The sequence below is a fragment of the Leifsonia sp. McL0627 genome, assembly GCF_058244615.1.
In genome coordinates this window covers 1,103,320-1,117,785 of the sequence record NZ_JBZCGM010000002.1, presented here as the reverse complement: position 1 = coordinate 1,117,785, position 14,466 = coordinate 1,103,320, and the positions used below count along the sequence as shown (strand labels likewise).

Genomic DNA, 14,466 nt, shown 5'->3' with positions numbered 1-14,466 from the left:
TGCTCCTAGTTGTCGTAGAAGGACAGCCGGTCGGACAGGGTGACGAGACCGAGTGCGATCAGACCGAACGCGATGAAGAAGAGGGTGCCCGCCGCCCCGGCGCTGCCGGCGTCGAAGTTCTGGAACCCGATCTGGTAGAGCAGGTAGTACAGGTTGGTCGTCGAGTCGCTCGGGCCGCCCTGCGTCAGGATGTCGATCATCGGGTAGGTCCACTGCGCCGAGAGCAGGATCGTCATGAGGACGAGGAACACGATCGTCGGCGACAGCAGCGGCAGTGTGATGCGGCGCAGGATCCGCCAGCCGCTCGCGCCGTCGATGGAGGCGGCGTGTGCATAGTCGGGGTTGATGCCCGCGATCCCCGCGGAGACGACGAGCACGCCGAACCCGAGCATCTGCCAGCCGACGATCGCGATGATCGCCCAGATCGCGCCGCTCGGCGAACGCAGCACGTCGCCGATGTCGATGCCGATGCTGTGCAACACGGTCGGGATGGCACCGCCGGAGTCCGACAGCAGCCAGCGCCAGACGGCCGCCGCGGCGACGGGAGTCACTAGGAACGGCACGAAGATGACCGCCTGGTAGACGGTCTTGGCCCGGCCGCCGACGCGGCGCGTCAACAGCGCGATCGCGATCGGGAGCACGACGGAGAAGACGAGGAAAGCCGCGATGTAGATGCCCGTGTTGACCAGCGCATCCCGGAGTTGAGGCGACGTGACGACCGAGGCGTAGTTCTGCAGCCCGACCGGGGTCAGCGGCTGCGTCGGCAGCAGGTTCCAGCTGTAGAACGACAGCTGGAAGGTCTGCACCAGGGGGCGGTATACCCACACGCCCAGGAGCACGATCGCCGGGAGGACATAGAGGTACGGCGCGAGGGGGATGCGGCGTTTGGGCGCCGCCGGCCGGCCGGGGCCGCGGAGTCCGCGACCCTGGCCGGCCCTGCGTCTGTGACGAACATCGGGATGCTCCGGACTCGCCTACTCGGCGCCGACCGAGGCCTGTACGGCGGCGAGCTGCTCGGCGGGCGTCATCGCGAGGAACTTCTCCAGAGCCTCACCCGCCATCTCGTACGCGGTGGGGAACTGGCCGATCGGCACCACCGAGTGCTGCACGTGGTCTCCGTAGACATGCACGAGGTTGTACGACTGCGCACCGGCCTGGCCGCGCGCGGCCGGGAACGGGACCACGAGGTCCTGGGTGTAGCAGGTCGCAGACGCGACGGACACCGGGATCCCCGCGAAAGTGTCGGTCGTCGAGTAGTGCAGGTGGCCGCCCAGGATGCCGCGCACATCGGTTCCACGGATCACGTCGTCCAGCTTCTGCTGGTCTTGCAGCTCGAACAGGCGGATGAGGCCGAGGTGGCTGGGGATGGGCGGGTGGTGCAGCGCGAGCAGCGTTCCGTCCGGCGCCGGCGTCTTCAGCTCGTCCGCGAGCCAGGCGAGCTGGTCGTCGGTGATCTCGCCCCAGTGCTGGCCGGGGACGGTCGAGTCGATCACGATGATCCGGAGCCCGTTCACGTCGTAGACGCGGTCATACGGCTCGGTGGTGCCTTCCTCGCCGAGCAGCCCGGTGCGGAAGGCGGCGCGCTCGTCGTGGTTTCCCATCACCCAGATCAGTTCGGAGCCGTACCGCTCGGCGATGGGCTCGACCATCGCCCGGATGCGGTCGTATGCGTCCGGCGCGGCGGTGTCGGCGATGTCGCCGGTGAAGACGATCGCCTCCGGGCGGGTGTTCGACTTCTCGAAACCTTCGAAGAGCTCCTGCAGGTTCGCGTCGCTGTCGACGATCTCGTGCAGCATGTCGCGGTTCTGAACGAAGTGGGTGTCGCTGATGTGCAGGATGAAGTGGTCCGGCGTCGGGTATGCGTCGTAGTCGGTCATGGTGTTCGCCTTTCGTCTGGTCAGTCGTCGATGGTGGATGCGGTGGAGCTGGGGCCGAGCAAGGAGGCGGCGAGCGCCGCGATCTCCTCGTCGGTCAGTCCGTGCGCTCGGAGGTAGCCGCCGGCGGACCCCCATTCGGAGTCCCAGCGGGCGATGACGGCCGTCATCAGCTCGGCCGGGCTCGCGGTCACGATCTCCTCGAGCGCAGGGCTGAGCGTCGCACCGCTTTCCTGCATCCGCTGGATCATGCCGTCTGCCCAGGGCCCGGCGAGGTTGGCGGCCGTCTGTGCGTAGTCTGCGACGACGTCCTCTCGCTCGACCCCGGAGGCGAGAAGGGCGAGAGCGACCACCAAGCCGGTGCGGTCCTTGCCCGCCGTGCAGTGCACCAGCACCGCATCCTCCCCCGATTCGGAGATGAGACGGACCGCGGCGGCGAGCTGCGGTCCGTGCCGGTCGATCATGACGTCGTAGACCTGGGCCAGCGTGACCTCGGCCTCGCCGAGCGGCACGGGCTGCGTCGCGCCGGTGAAGATCGGCGCGTGAACGATGACGGTCCCGTCGTGCAACAGGCTCGGGCTGGCCGAGACCTCGTCGTCGGAGCGGAGGTCGATGACCAGGCGGACACCCAGGTCGGCGACCGCCTGCCGGCCGGTCGGGGTGAGCGCGTGCAGGGCGTCTGATCGGTAGAGCTTGCCTGCGCGAACGGTGGCGGGTCCGGCGCGGTAGCCGCCCACCTCGCGCAGGTTGTATGTGCCCTCCACGGGCACCTGGCGGCGGGGGATGGTGTCTGTCACGGTCGTCTCTTCTGCTGGGATGGTCGGTGCCTGTCGCGAGTCGATGCTCACTTGACCAGCGCCTGGGCCTGCTTCTGGGCGTCCTGCATCGTCGCCTTCGGGTCCTTGCCGTAGTAGATGGAGTCCTCGACGGCCTTGGAGAAGATCGTGCTGATCTGGCTGTAGTTCGCTCCCGGGTACGACTCCCACGGCTGCAGCTTCTGCAGCTGCGCGATGTTCGGCGCGACGAGCGGGTTGGACTTCGCCCAAGCGGCGAGCGGCCCGTCGCCCTCGGTCATCGTGTCGCGCAGCGGCAGGTAGCCGATCTTGGTGGAGATCTGTTCGTAGGCGGTCGGGCTGGTCATGAACTTGATGAACTCCCAGGCAGCCGCCTGCTTGGCCGGGTCCTTCGACATGATGAACAGCGCGGACCCCGAGTTGGTCGGAGCGACCGACTTCTCGCCGAAGGCGGGCAGCGCGGTGTTCTTCAGTTCCCAGCCGCCGGCCTTCGCCCCGGCCATGAACATGCTCTGGAGCGCGGAGGTCTGCACCTGGATCAGCGACTTGCCGGAGGCGAATGCCGAGTACATGCTGGTCGAGTCGAGGTTCTGCAGCAGCCCGGCGTCGTTCAGCTTCCGCATTTCCTGCACCGCGCCGACCGAGCCTTCGTCACCGAACTCGATGGTCTTGTGGTCGGCGCTGACGATCTTGCCGCCGTTCGACTTGATGATGCCCTGCATGCACCAGTCGCCGCCCGTGACCGTGCACGAGATGGTCACCGGGGCGGTGCCCGTCTTCGCCTTCAGCTGCGCGGCCACCTTCTCGAGGCCGTCCCAGGTGGAGAAGTCCGGGTTGGTGATGCCCGCGTTCGCCAGCGCGGTGGCGTTGTACCAGAGCACCGGCGTCGAGAACACGTACGGGATGCCGTAGGTGACGCCGTTCCAGTCGCCGAGCTTCGTGGCGTTGGCGTTCATCGGGTACTCCCCGCCGAACGCGTCCTGCACCGCCTTCTTGCCGACGAGCTTCGAGATCGGCTGCGCGCCCAGGTCGTTCGCGATGTAGTCGAGGCCGTCGAACGTCAGTTGCGCCACATCCGGCGCCTTGCCCGCCAGCATCTCGGTCTGCACGCTGGAGATGTACGAGGTGCTCGCGCCGCCGGTGGAGGCCGGAGCCTGGCCGGTCACCGTGATGTTGGGGTGCTTGGCCTCGAAGGCCGAGATGAGGCCCTGGATGGTGTCGGTCCAGGCTCCCGCCTGAGCGAGGTTGTAGCTCTCGAAGCTGATCGAGACCTTCTGGTCGGGCGAGAGCGTGGGGATGGTCGCGGTCGAGACGGCGTCGCCGGTCGGGGTGGAGGCGACGCCGGCGCCGATGCAGCCGGTGAGGCTGAGCGCCGCTGCGGCGGTGATGGCGACCGCAGCGAGTGAACGAAGTGCGTTGGGCATGGCGGTAGTGCTCCTTCGATGGTGTGCGAGGGGGTGAGGTGGCGCTGGGTCGAACGGATCTGGGGTGGGGCGGGGGCGCTAAGCCGGGACGGACACCGGCTGCCCGAGGACGGGGAGCTCGTCGGCGTCTGCGACCCATTCGAGGCGGCGGCCGGTGGCGCGGTCGAACAGGTGGATGCGCTCCAGCTGGGCTCCGAGGCCCACCGGGTCTCCGCGGCGGAATGCGCCGAGCGCTTCTCCCCTGGCTGTGACCAGGCGGTCGCCGACCCGGACGTAGAGCACGTGCTCGCTGCCGAGGTTCTCGATCCGCTCGACGAGTCCGTCGATGCGGAGTGCGCCCATCGCGTAGTCGGCCGGGCGAAGGTGCTCCGGCCGCACGCCGATCACGACATCGAGGCTGTCCACCTCGCCGTCCCACAGCCGGGCGTCGATGCCGGGGGCGGTCGCGGCGACCACCCCTCCGGTCGAGCCGACGACGCCGGGGACGAGGTTCATCGGCGGTGCGCCGACGAACCCGGCGACGAACACGGACGCCGGGCGGTGGTAGATCTCCTCCGGGGTGCCCGCCTGCTCGATGCGACCGGCGTCGAGCACGACGATCTTGGTCGCCATGGTCATCGCCTCGACCTGGTCGTGGGTCACGTAGACGAAGGTGGCCGAAAGCCGGGCGTGCAGCTCGCTGAGCTCCTGCCGGGTGGCCGTCCGCAGTTTCGCGTCGAGGTTGGAGAGCGGTTCGTCCATCAGGTACGCGCTCGGCTCGCGCACCAGGGCGCGGCCCACCGCCACCCGCTGCCGCTGGCCTCCGGAGAGCTCGCGCGGCTTGCGGTGCAGGAGCTGCTCCAGCCCGAGCGTGGTCGCGACCTCGCGCACCATGCGGTCCCGCTGCTCCTTCGGCATCCGGAGCACGGCGAGCGGGAACGCCAGGTTCTTCGCGACGCTCAGGTGCGGATAGAGCGCGTAGCTCTGGAAGACCATCGCCAGGTTGCGCTTCTTCGACGGAAGCCCCGTGACGTCTTGGCCGTCGATCAGGATGCGCCCCGACGTCGGTTCGAGGAGGCCGGCGATCATCCGCAGCAGCGTCGTCTTCCCGCATCCGCTCGGGCCGAGCAGCACGACGAAGTCGCCGTCCTCGATGACGAGGTCGATGTCGTCGACGGCCCGGTGGCCCTTGAACTGCTGGGTCAGTCCCAGGATCTCGATGCGGCTCACGCCTGCTCCTCACGCTCAAGTAATTTCGTTTCCCAACTTGAGGTAGTTAGGAATTATCGTTACGTGAGCATGTTCTGCGGCGGAGATTAACGGCAGGCAACGCGGAGCCGACCACCTGGCAGACATTCCGTCAACGCTGACGGGCCACCCTCCGGTCAGTCGACCGTGTCATCCCTGACGCTCGCCCGATCGTCGCTCTCCGTATCGGCGTCGACGACGGTCATGACCCCCTCCATCACGGCAGGGTCGGTCGTCGGAAGTCCGGCGGCCGCCGAGATCGCCAGCTCGAGCGCGGCGAAGAGCAGCACGTGCGCGACGTTCCCGGTAATGAGCCCCGTCGACCACTTCGCGATCGACGCACCGCACACCAGCGTGACGTCCGACAGCTCGTGCAACCGGGAGCGCTGATACCCGGTGACCCCGATCACGGTGGCGCCGGAGCCCGCCGCCGCCTCCGCCGAACTGAGCGTGATCCTGTTCGAGCCGCTCGCGCTGATGCAGATGCAGACGTCGCCTGCACCGAGAGAGCGAGCGGTGAGCTGCTGCATCACGGCGTCCGCCGGCGCCTCGCTGGGCCTGCTCGAATTCAGGAACCCCAAGGTGGCGAGTTGCGCGATCGGCGCCGATGCCCCGTTGCCGATGATCAGCAGCCTCGTCGCACCGGCGATGGCAGCGACCGCCCTCTCGAACTCATCGAAGTCCAGCGGCGCCAGCGCGTTCGCCAGCTCCTCCCCGGCAGAGCGGAACATCGACGGGAGCCAGTCGCGCGGCGCTCCATCGTGGTCGACGGGCGACAGCTCGACCCTGGACGGGAGATCCCGCAGCAGGAGGAGCCGCAGATGCTGAAACCCTTTGAAGCCCAGACTCTGGCACGCCCGGATCACGGTCGCCGCAGAGGTTCCCGTCCGCGACGCCAGGTCGGCCGCCGACATCATCGCGACATCCTCGGGATGCTCGACGACCTCCCTGGCCACCCGCTGCTCACTCGGCACGAGCGAGGGGATCACCGAGTCGATGTAGCTGAGGGTGCCGCCGACGGGAGGGTCGGCACGCAGTGCGTCTGTCATAGCCCGTGTCTACCACGCCGACAGAACGGGACGGCAAACACGTCGCTCCCAGCACTCTCACAAAAAAGAACGAACGTTCCGTTTAGAGTGGGAAGGATGGGCACTCAGCGACACAGCACGACCGGAACCTCCCGGCACCTGCTGCGCCGACTGCGCGCATCCACTGCTGTCGAGGTCACGCGTATCCGGAACGCGGCCAGGCGCACGCGCTCCCGCCCCGGCGCGTTCCTCCTCACCACGCTCACCGTCCAGCTCGCGGCGATCGCGGTGTCCGTGCCGCTCGTCGGCTGGCTCTTCGAGCTGGCCCTGGAGCGCTCGTCGGCACGAAATCTCACCGACCGCACGCTGTCGAGTGTCCTCGCGGACCCCGTCGCCCTGCTCCTCATCGCCCTGGCCGTCGTCGTCATGGGGGCGACGCTGATCGTGCAAGTCGCGGCCCTGGTGGCGGTCTCGTCCCAGGTGCGCAACCGCACGACGCTCTCCCCACGGCTGATCCTCCGCGACATCGGGCGGGCGCTGCGGTCGGTCTTCCATCTGCACGGCCCCGTCCTGCTGCTCTACCTGCTGATCGCCGTGCCGGTGACCGGGTTCGGCTCATACTCGGCGGTGACCCAAGGGGTCGCGATCCCGCCGTTCGTCACCAGGGAGTTCCTCAAGGCGCCGCTCAGCACAGCGGCGTACTGCGGGATCATCGGCGTGCTGCTCTACATCAACCTCCGGCTGGCGTACACGATCCCGATGATGCTGATCGGGCGCCGGACGCCGGTGGCCGCGATGGTCGCGAGCCTCCGGATGACACGGACGCGGACGGTTCCCCTCCTGCTGTCCGTGGTCGTCCCGATCGGGCTCGGCACCCTCCTCTCGACCGCGATCGTCGACGGGATCTCCTGGGTCGCCTCCCTGCCGCCCGGCCTCGGCCAGACCACGTCGGCCGTGCTGATCGGCTGCGGGTCGGCCCTCGGACTCGCCCCGCTCGTGCTCGGCTGGGCGACCGCGCTGAACGCGCTCGTCGACGACACCTGGACGGCGCTCGACCGGCAGCCCGCCCCCGCCCCGCCGCCCGCGCGCACTGCCAGGCGGGTGCGAAGGAACGTCGTCGGCGTCGGCGTCAGCCTCATCGTCGCCTCCGTGGTCGCCGCGGTGTCTGGGACGGCAGCCACCGCCGTCCCTGCCACCCCGATCGCAGACACGGTGATCCTGGCCCACCGCGGCGACGTCTGGGGCGGCGTCGAGAACACGCTCGGCGCGCTGGACGCGGCCGCCGCCGAGCATCCGGATTACGTCGAGATGGACGTGCAAGAGAGCAAGGACGGCGTCTTCGTCGCCGTGCACGACACGAACCTGTTCATGCTCACGGGGCGCGACGTCAACGTCTACGACCTGACCGCCGCCGAACTGGAAGCCACGCAGGTCACGGAGCACGGCCACACCGACGTCATCCCGACCATGGCCACCTACGTCACCCGCGCCAGGGAACTCGGCGTGAAGCTGCTCATCGAACTCAAGGTCCACGGCCACGAACACGGAGACGTCACACGCGCCTTCCTCACCCAGCTGGATGCGCTCGGCAGCCCGGACGACGCCATCTACCACTCTCTCGATCCGGAGGCGGTGGCCGAGCTGAAGCGGCTGCGCCCCGGCCTCACGGTCGGCCTGACCATCGCCATGAGCATCGGCGGCGTCCCCGACACCCCCGCCGATTTCTTCACCGTCGAGCAGGGGTCGTTCTCCGAGAAGTTCCTCGCTGACGCCCACGCGCAGCACAAACCGGTCTACGTCTGGACGGTCAACGACTCCGCCCGCGTGCGCGAGCTGCTCCGGCTCGGCGTCGACGGCATCGTCACGGACATCACCGCCACCGCGGTGGCCGACCGCGACGAACTCACGAGCGACACGTCCCCCGGGCTCGCCGTCTCGGACGCCCTGAAGCTGATCGGCGCGTTTCGCTGAGAACGCTCCCCGCTCGTCAGCCGACCGGGATGAAGAACGCGATCAGCGCCACCACGACCGCGATCCCGAAGGCGAGCGCCGTGATCTGCATCGCCTTGCGCTGATCCTTCGTGCGGAAGTCCGCCTCCATCACGGTCTCCTCCGTGCCCAGCTCGCCGAAGTTGTACAGGCCGCGGGTGCCGAATCCTACGCAGAAGTGGAAGGCGGCCTGCAGGAACCCCTGCGCGGACAGGAACGCGGGCAACGCCACGAACAGCCGCCACGGAGCCGGCCAGGCGAACACGAAGGCCAGCACGAGGAACACCACGCCGACAGCGGCACCGATGTAGCCGGACAGCCGTCGTCTGCGGATCTCGGCCGGCCCGATGTTGCACACGCCCGGCTGGTAGACCTTCTCCTGCGTCGTCATGGGAGCACTCCCTCCACAGCGAGTGCGGCGACCGATCGGCCGCCTGCAGCGCTGCACGAATCAACAGTAACTCCAGCGCTCTCGATTCGGTCACGCCCGTCAGAGCGGAATCGCCGACTCACGCGAACGAGGCAGCACGACGTCGAACCGGCATCCGCGATCGGTGTTGCGGACGAACACATCGCCCGAGTGCGCCTTGACGATGCCGTGGACGATCGCCAGGCCCAGACCGGCGCCCGACGACATGATCGTGCCCTCCGCCGGGGTGCGTGCGGTCGAGCCGCGCCACCCGGCGTCGAACACCCTGCCCAGGCTCTCCTCCGGAATGCCGCCGCCCTCGTCGATGACGCTGAGCGCCACCGTCGACTCTGCGGTCTCCCGCGCGGTCACGAGGATGTCCGAGCCGGGCGGTGAGTGCTGGATGGCGTTCATCAACAGGTTCCGGATGACGCGGGACAGCTCCCGGGCGTCGCCCCAGATCGTCAGGTCCCCGGCCTGGGACTCCCGCAGGGTCACGGAGCGGGACGCGGCGAGCGGGCCGAGGTCTGCGACCGCGTCGCTGACCAGGTCGTACAGCGAGAGCGGCCCGAGGTCGAGCGAGAGCGCGCCGGACTGGATCTTGGAGAGCTCGAACAGGTCGTCGACCATGTGCGCGAGCGTGTCCGACTGGCTGCGGAGTTGCCGATAGTAGCGCTGCGGGTCTTCCGCAATCCCGTCCTCGAGCGCTTCGGCCATGGCCTGCAGGGCGGCGAGGGGCGTGCGGAGGTCGTGCGAGATCCAGGCGACCAGTTCGCGACGCGACTCGTCGAGCATCCTGACCTCTTCCCTGGCCTCTGCAAGACGCTGCGACACCGAGGCGAGCTCGGCGGAGAGCTCACTGAACTCGCCGCCGTCCTGGGGCTGCGCCACGACGATGCGCCCTTCGCCGACAGCCCTGGTCGCGTCGCGCAGGGTGCGGCTGGTGCGCACGAGTCCGACGCCGAGCACGGCCGCGACGCCCAGGCTGACGACCGCGGCGACGCCGATCACCCAGCAGAGCACCACGAAGTCGTGCGGCGAGATGTACATCGCCTGCGCGACCGCGATGGTGCCGCCGACGATGGACGCGACCGCCGCGACGACGACCACGCCGATCCGGAGCATGATGGACGCGCGTTTCGCCGCGTAGAGCATCGCGATCGCGACAGCGGCGATCACGACGGCGACGATCAACGTCGTGCCGACGATCGCGGCGAGGTCTGCTGCTCCGATCATCGGCTCACACGCTCATCCGGTAGCCGACGGCCCAGACCGTGGTCAGGAACAGCGGTTTCGTCGCGTCGGCCTCGATCTTCTCCCGCACCCGGCGCACGTGGACGGTGACCGTTGAGAGGTCGCCGAACTCCCACCGCCACACCTCGCGCAGCAGCTGCTCGCGGCTGAACACCTGGTTCGGATGCTTGAGGAAGAAGGCGAGAAGGTCGAATTCGCGCGCGGACAGCGAGAGCGGGACGCCCGCCTTGGCCACCGTGCGGTTGGACGGGTCGATCGCGAACTCTCCGAGCTCGAACGCGGACTCGGGGGTCAGCTCGCTCACGCTCCGGCGGAGGATCGACTCGACCCGCAGCACCAGCTCGCGCGGCGAGAAGGGCTTGGCGAGGTAGTCGTCCGCGCCAGCTTCAAGACCGTCGATCCTGTCGTCCGTCGAACCGAGAGCCGTCAGCATGATGATGGGCACCCGCCGCGTCTCGCGCAGCCGCCGCGCCACCTCGAGACCGTCGATCCCTGGCAGCATCCGATCGAGCACCACCAGGTCGGGCGGGGTGCGCCCCGCGGAGCGGAGGGCGGAGAAACCGTCGGGCGCCTCGTCGACCACGAGGCCCGCTGACCGCAGATAGTCGCTGGCGACCTCGCGGACGGTGGGATCGTCTTCGACGACGAGCACGCGTCTGTCCCTCACCCCGCTGTCCTGCCGTGCGCTCGCGCCTGCCGTCATGGCCCCAGGATAGGTCGGAGCGCTGGGAAGGGGAACGTCCATCCCGCTTGCACGGCGGACCGTCCGCGTTTCGTAAGATTCTCAGCCCGTGGCCGGTCCGGCCGCTGCGTAGCGTCGGACCGTGACCGATCAAGTCGATGTCGTGCTCCCCTGTCTGAACGAGGCCGCTGCGATCCCCTGGCTCCTGGCCAGGATCCCGGACGGCTTCCGCGCGATCGTGGTCGACAACGGGTCGACGGACGGCACGGCCGACGCCGCCCGCGCTGCCGGCGCACTGGTGGTCGAGGAGTCGCGGCGCGGCTATGGCGCCGCCGTGCACGCCGGACTCCAGGCGGCCGGCTCGGACGTCGTGGTCGTCTGCGATGCCGACGGCACCATTCACCCTGCGCAGTGGGGTGCGGTCATCGCGCCGGTGCTGACCGGAAGCGCCGAACTGACCATCGGGCTCCGGCGACCGACCACGCGGTCGGCCTGGCCGCTCCCGCAACGACTGGCCAACTGGCAGCTGGCCCGGATGCTGCGGGCGCGCACCGGGACGGACCTCCGCGACCTCGGGCCGGTGCGGGCTGCGTCCCGCGAGGGCCTTCTCGCCCTCGGCGTCGAGGATCGCCGGAGCGGCTACCCGGTCGAACTGGTGCTCCACGCTGCCTCGGCCGGGTGGCGCATCCGGCAGGTCGAGGTCGATTACCACCCGCGGATCGGCCGCTCCAAGGTGACCGGCACCGTCCGAGGCGCCCTGACCGCGACCGCGGATATGCGCAGGCGACTGAGGGAGACGACCCCGTGACCGCCGTGGCCGTCATCGCCAAGGAGTGCATCCCCGGGCGGGTCAAGACCCGGCTGCAACCGGAGTTCGACGCCGTGCAGGCGGCGGCGATCGCCTCGGCCGCTCTCGCAGCGACGATCGAGCTGGTCTCCTGCCTGCCCGCGACACGGCGCATCCTGGCGTTCGACGGGGAGGTCGCGCCTCCGGGAACAGACGGCTGGGACGTGCTGCCGCAGCGCGGCGACGGCCTCGACGAGCGCATCGCGCACCTCTTCGACGCGGTCGACGAGCCGTTGTTGCTGCTCGGCATGGACACCCCGCACCTCGACCCGGCCTGGCTGAGCGGGCTCTTCGAGCCGTGGGGGGACCTTGACGCGTGGTTCGGCCCGGCGACCGACGGCGGCTTCTGGGCGCTCGGGATGCGGGAGCCGGACGGATCGCTCGTGCGGGGCGTCGCGATGTCCACGGCGCAGACCGGTCGAGAGCAGCTCGAGCGGCTGACCGGGGCGGGAATGACCGTGCGCCTCCTCCCGCCGCTCACCGACATCGACACCGCTCAGGATGCGCGGGTCGCCGCCGACAGGTGCCCACCGCTGGCGCTGGTACTCCAGTCCATCGACCAGGAGAGGGACGCCGCGTGAGCACGACGCTGGCCGGACGCCCGCCGACCGGACACCCGCAAACCGCTACCTTCGGCCACGGCGGCGGCGAGCCGTTCGATCAGGCGATCCGCTCCGGCGGCGGCCAGGTGACGCTGGTCCCGCGCGCGGACGGTGGTCGACGCCGCGAGAACGACGCTCGGGGGGCCGTCCTGGACGTGTCGGCCTATCTGGCTCCGGCGACCGCAGCCGAACGGCGGGCGCTCGACGTATCCACCGGCCCGGTGCTCGACGTCGGCTGCGGGCCAGGCCGGATCGTTCGCGCCGCCATCGACGCCGGTCGCCTCGCGCTCGGGATCGACGTGTCTGCGGCCGCCATCGCACACGCGACGGCCGACGGACTGCCCGTTCTGCGCCGATCGGTCTTCGACCGTCTCCCCGCAGAGGGCTCATGGGGTGCTGTGTCCCTGTTCGACGGGAACATCGGGATCGACGGCGCCCCTGACGCGCTGCTGGAGCGCTGCGCAGAGCTGCTCGCTCCCGGCGGCAGCCTGCTCGTCGAGACGCACGCCGACCACGACCGCGACCACCGATTCGAGGCGACGCTCCGGCATCCGTCCGGCCGGGAGAGCGACGCGTTCCCGTGGGCGGAGGCCGGAGCGCTCACCGTTCTGTCGTTGACGGAAGCTCTCGGGATGTCGGCGACGACGGTTCGCCACGGCGCACGGACCTTCGTCGTCGCCACACGATGATCCCGGCCACGACGGCCACCACGGTCAGGATTCCGAGCCAGAGAGCGGCGAGCGCGGCGAGGTAGTCGCCGGGCACCACGGTCGGATTCCTCGGGCCGAGCCTCTGGGCGACCAGCTCGGGGATCACCAGCGCGGTGACCAGCGCGCCGACCGCGAACCCCGACTCGACGACGACGAGAACCGAGCGCGGAACGACGACCGCCCTCCGGCGGAGCACCCGTCCGAGGAACGCGAATCCGGGAACGATGATCCCATCGTGCACGACGACCGCCGCACCCAGCCAAAGGACGAGCCCGGCCATTTCGCCGACGCTCAGTTCGAGAAAAGCGAACACGATGCCGACCACGACCAGCGCTGCGCCGGAACCGAACAGGATGACACGGGTGGCCTTCACGACGGCAGCACCTCGATCGAACTCAGCCACTTGGTCTGCAGGACGCCCGGACGGCCAGGGGCGATCACCCGCGCAGGGAAGCCGTGGTCGATGTCCAACGTCTCCCCGTTCACGCGTAGCGCGACGAGCGTGGTCGGGTCCTGCACGAACTCGCTTCCCATCGTCGTCACGCGATACGCGCCCTGCGCTTGCAGACTGGTGATCCGAACGGTCGCCTCCGTGGCGCCGCCCACCAGGGCGACGAGGTCGCGCATCCGGACACCGGTCCACTCCGCCCAGGTGCTCCACCCCTCGACACAGGCGATCGGCAGCCGCGCCGAGGTCTGCGGCAGCCCGTCGAGGCCGCTCCGGGACAACGCGACCTCTCGGGCAGGCCCCCGGAGGTTCAGACGCCAGTCGGAGGAGCGCGCGGCGTCGAGGACCCCGGCTGACCGCGCCGTCTTGTTGACGGGGAGCGACTGCGGGCCGTGACCCTGCACGCGCGGGGCGAACACGTTCAACGGGGCGAGCCATCCGAACGACTGGCCGGCGGTGAACGCGACCAGGGTCGTGGCGGACGCGGCGATCGTGCCGAGCAGCGCGCGCCTCGACACGGTCCGCGCGCGGTCCTCAGCGCTCATCCGTGACGCTCCTGTCCTGCGCCGCGCTGCGCCGCCGCCAGAACCGCACGATGACCGGGAGCTTGAACGCGATGTGCACGGCGATCGACCCGACGATGACCCAGGCCAGCACGAAATGCGCCTGGCGGAACGGGAACGGCCACGGGTACCACTGGTACGTGTTGATCAGGCCGATCGTCGGCTCCAGCAGTGCCGACGAGACCAGCACCGCGATCGTCACTCGCTCGACGAGTTCGACGGCCGACGTCACCGGCGGCCAGACGAACAGACGCGGGTAGACGGTCCACAGCTTGCCGAGCAGCAGAGGGAAGATGGCGATCCCGACCGTCACGTGCAGCCCCTGCGTGAACGCGTACACGCCCGGCCACACGAGAAATCGCAGGCCGGGCAACGGATCCTGCAGCAGATGGCTGTAGAGCCCCGTCAGGAAGCAGATCACGAACGCCAGTGCGAGCAGTCGTCCCACCACGACGGTCGTGCGCGCCGTTCTTGCCGGCGACGCGAACAGGGCCCGAGCGCCGCCCATCCGCGCCTCGAGCGCGGTCGAGAGACGTTCGGTGACAGCCATGCGACGATTCTCGTTCGGATGCCCGGAGCGCACGGCGGCCAAATCTTACGGTCCACGAACGGTCG

The 14,466-nt window shown here is 69.5% G+C and carries 16 protein-coding genes; 4 read left to right on the top strand and 12 right to left on the bottom strand.

What is annotated here, in order from left to right; genetic code table 11:
• Nucleotides 1–5: 5 nt before the first annotated feature.
• The 6 genes from AC37TH_RS05965 to AC37TH_RS05940 all read right to left on the bottom strand — a co-directional run bounded on the left by AC37TH_RS05965 (nucleotide 6) and on the right by AC37TH_RS05940 (nucleotide 6,368).
• Entirely contained in the window at nucleotides 6–806 is an 801-nt protein-coding gene (locus AC37TH_RS05965; RefSeq protein ID WP_490763420.1) for a carbohydrate ABC transporter permease, read from the bottom strand.
• Between the two features lie 168 nt (nucleotides 807–974).
• Entirely contained in the window at nucleotides 975–1,877 is a 903-nt protein-coding gene (locus AC37TH_RS05960) for a phosphodiesterase (protein WP_490763419.1), read from the bottom strand.
• Nucleotides 1,878–1,897: 20 nt separating this feature from the next.
• Nucleotides 1,898–2,671 (bottom strand): tyrosine-protein phosphatase, encoded by a 774-nt coding sequence (locus AC37TH_RS05955; protein ID WP_490763418.1) that lies wholly within the window; start codon nucleotides 2,669–2,671, stop codon nucleotides 1,898–1,900.
• Between the two features lie 47 nt (nucleotides 2,672–2,718).
• Complete coding sequence (locus AC37TH_RS05950) at nucleotides 2,719–4,092, bottom strand: ABC transporter substrate-binding protein (RefSeq protein ID WP_490763417.1); 1,374 nt, start codon at nucleotides 4,090–4,092, stop codon at nucleotides 2,719–2,721.
• A 78-nt stretch (nucleotides 4,093–4,170) separates the two neighbouring features.
• Nucleotides 4,171–5,301 (bottom strand): ABC transporter ATP-binding protein, encoded by a 1,131-nt coding sequence (locus tag AC37TH_RS05945; protein WP_490763416.1) that lies wholly within the window; start codon nucleotides 5,299–5,301, stop codon nucleotides 4,171–4,173.
• A 155-nt stretch (nucleotides 5,302–5,456) separates the two neighbouring features.
• Nucleotides 5,457–6,368 (bottom strand): MurR/RpiR family transcriptional regulator, encoded by a 912-nt coding sequence (locus AC37TH_RS05940; RefSeq protein ID WP_490763415.1) that lies wholly within the window; start codon nucleotides 6,366–6,368, stop codon nucleotides 5,457–5,459.
• A gap of 96 nt (nucleotides 6,369–6,464) precedes the next feature.
• Here AC37TH_RS05940 and AC37TH_RS05935 point away from each other — a divergent pair, with 96 nt between their 5' ends.
• Complete coding sequence (locus tag AC37TH_RS05935) at nucleotides 6,465–8,318, top strand: glycerophosphodiester phosphodiesterase family protein (RefSeq protein ID WP_490763414.1); 1,854 nt, start codon at nucleotides 6,465–6,467, stop codon at nucleotides 8,316–8,318.
• A 16-nt stretch (nucleotides 8,319–8,334) separates the two neighbouring features.
• Here AC37TH_RS05935 and AC37TH_RS05930 read toward each other — a convergent pair whose 3' ends face one another.
• The 3 genes from AC37TH_RS05930 to AC37TH_RS05920 form a co-directional block, all read right to left on the bottom strand.
• A complete protein-coding gene (locus AC37TH_RS05930) occupies nucleotides 8,335–8,727 on the bottom strand; it encodes a hypothetical protein (RefSeq protein WP_490763413.1) in 393 nt (130 codons plus the stop codon).
• A gap of 99 nt (nucleotides 8,728–8,826) precedes the next feature.
• The gene (locus AC37TH_RS05925; RefSeq protein ID WP_490763412.1) at nucleotides 8,827–9,981 is read right to left on the bottom strand and encodes a sensor histidine kinase; all 1,155 of its coding nucleotides are present in this window, start codon (nucleotides 9,979–9,981) and stop codon (nucleotides 8,827–8,829) included.
• Nucleotides 9,982–9,985: 4 nt separating this feature from the next.
• Nucleotides 9,986–10,702 carry a response regulator transcription factor gene (locus tag AC37TH_RS05920; RefSeq protein WP_490763411.1) on the bottom strand — a complete coding sequence of 239 codons (717 nt, stop codon included), beginning with the start codon at nucleotides 10,700–10,702 and terminating at the stop codon, nucleotides 9,986–9,988.
• Nucleotides 10,703–10,823: 121 nt separating this feature from the next.
• Here AC37TH_RS05920 and AC37TH_RS05915 point away from each other — a divergent pair, with 121 nt between their 5' ends.
• Genes AC37TH_RS05915 through AC37TH_RS05905 form a run of 3 tightly spaced genes read left to right on the top strand, consistent with a single transcriptional unit; the run spans nucleotide 10,824 to nucleotide 12,819 of the window.
• Nucleotides 10,824–11,489 carry a glycosyltransferase family 2 protein gene (locus tag AC37TH_RS05915; RefSeq protein WP_490763410.1) on the top strand — a complete coding sequence of 222 codons (666 nt, stop codon included), beginning with the start codon at nucleotides 10,824–10,826 and terminating at the stop codon, nucleotides 11,487–11,489.
• Entirely contained in the window at nucleotides 11,486–12,109 is a 624-nt protein-coding gene (locus AC37TH_RS05910) for a TIGR04282 family arsenosugar biosynthesis glycosyltransferase (protein WP_490763409.1), read from the top strand. The genes AC37TH_RS05915 and AC37TH_RS05910 overlap by 4 nt, the downstream gene beginning before the upstream one ends.
• Entirely contained in the window at nucleotides 12,106–12,819 is a 714-nt protein-coding gene (locus AC37TH_RS05905; protein WP_490763408.1) for a methyltransferase domain-containing protein, read from the top strand. Before AC37TH_RS05910 ends, AC37TH_RS05905 begins: the two co-directional genes overlap by 4 nt.
• Here AC37TH_RS05905 and AC37TH_RS05900 read toward each other — a convergent pair.
• Genes AC37TH_RS05900 through AC37TH_RS05890 form a run of 3 tightly spaced genes read right to left on the bottom strand, consistent with a single transcriptional unit; the run spans nucleotide 12,731 to nucleotide 14,401 of the window.
• Complete coding sequence (locus tag AC37TH_RS05900) at nucleotides 12,731–13,213, bottom strand: hypothetical protein (protein ID WP_490763407.1); 483 nt, start codon at nucleotides 13,211–13,213, stop codon at nucleotides 12,731–12,733. The two genes, AC37TH_RS05905 and AC37TH_RS05900, sit on opposite strands and share 89 nt — an antisense overlap.
• A complete protein-coding gene (locus AC37TH_RS05895; RefSeq protein ID WP_490763406.1) occupies nucleotides 13,210–13,833 on the bottom strand; it encodes a molybdopterin-dependent oxidoreductase in 624 nt (207 codons plus the stop codon). The genes AC37TH_RS05900 and AC37TH_RS05895 overlap by 4 nt, the downstream gene beginning before the upstream one ends.
• Complete coding sequence (locus tag AC37TH_RS05890; protein ID WP_490763405.1) at nucleotides 13,823–14,401, bottom strand: hypothetical protein; 579 nt, start codon at nucleotides 14,399–14,401, stop codon at nucleotides 13,823–13,825. The genes AC37TH_RS05895 and AC37TH_RS05890 overlap by 11 nt, the downstream gene beginning before the upstream one ends.
• Nucleotides 14,402–14,466: the final 65 nt, after the last annotated feature.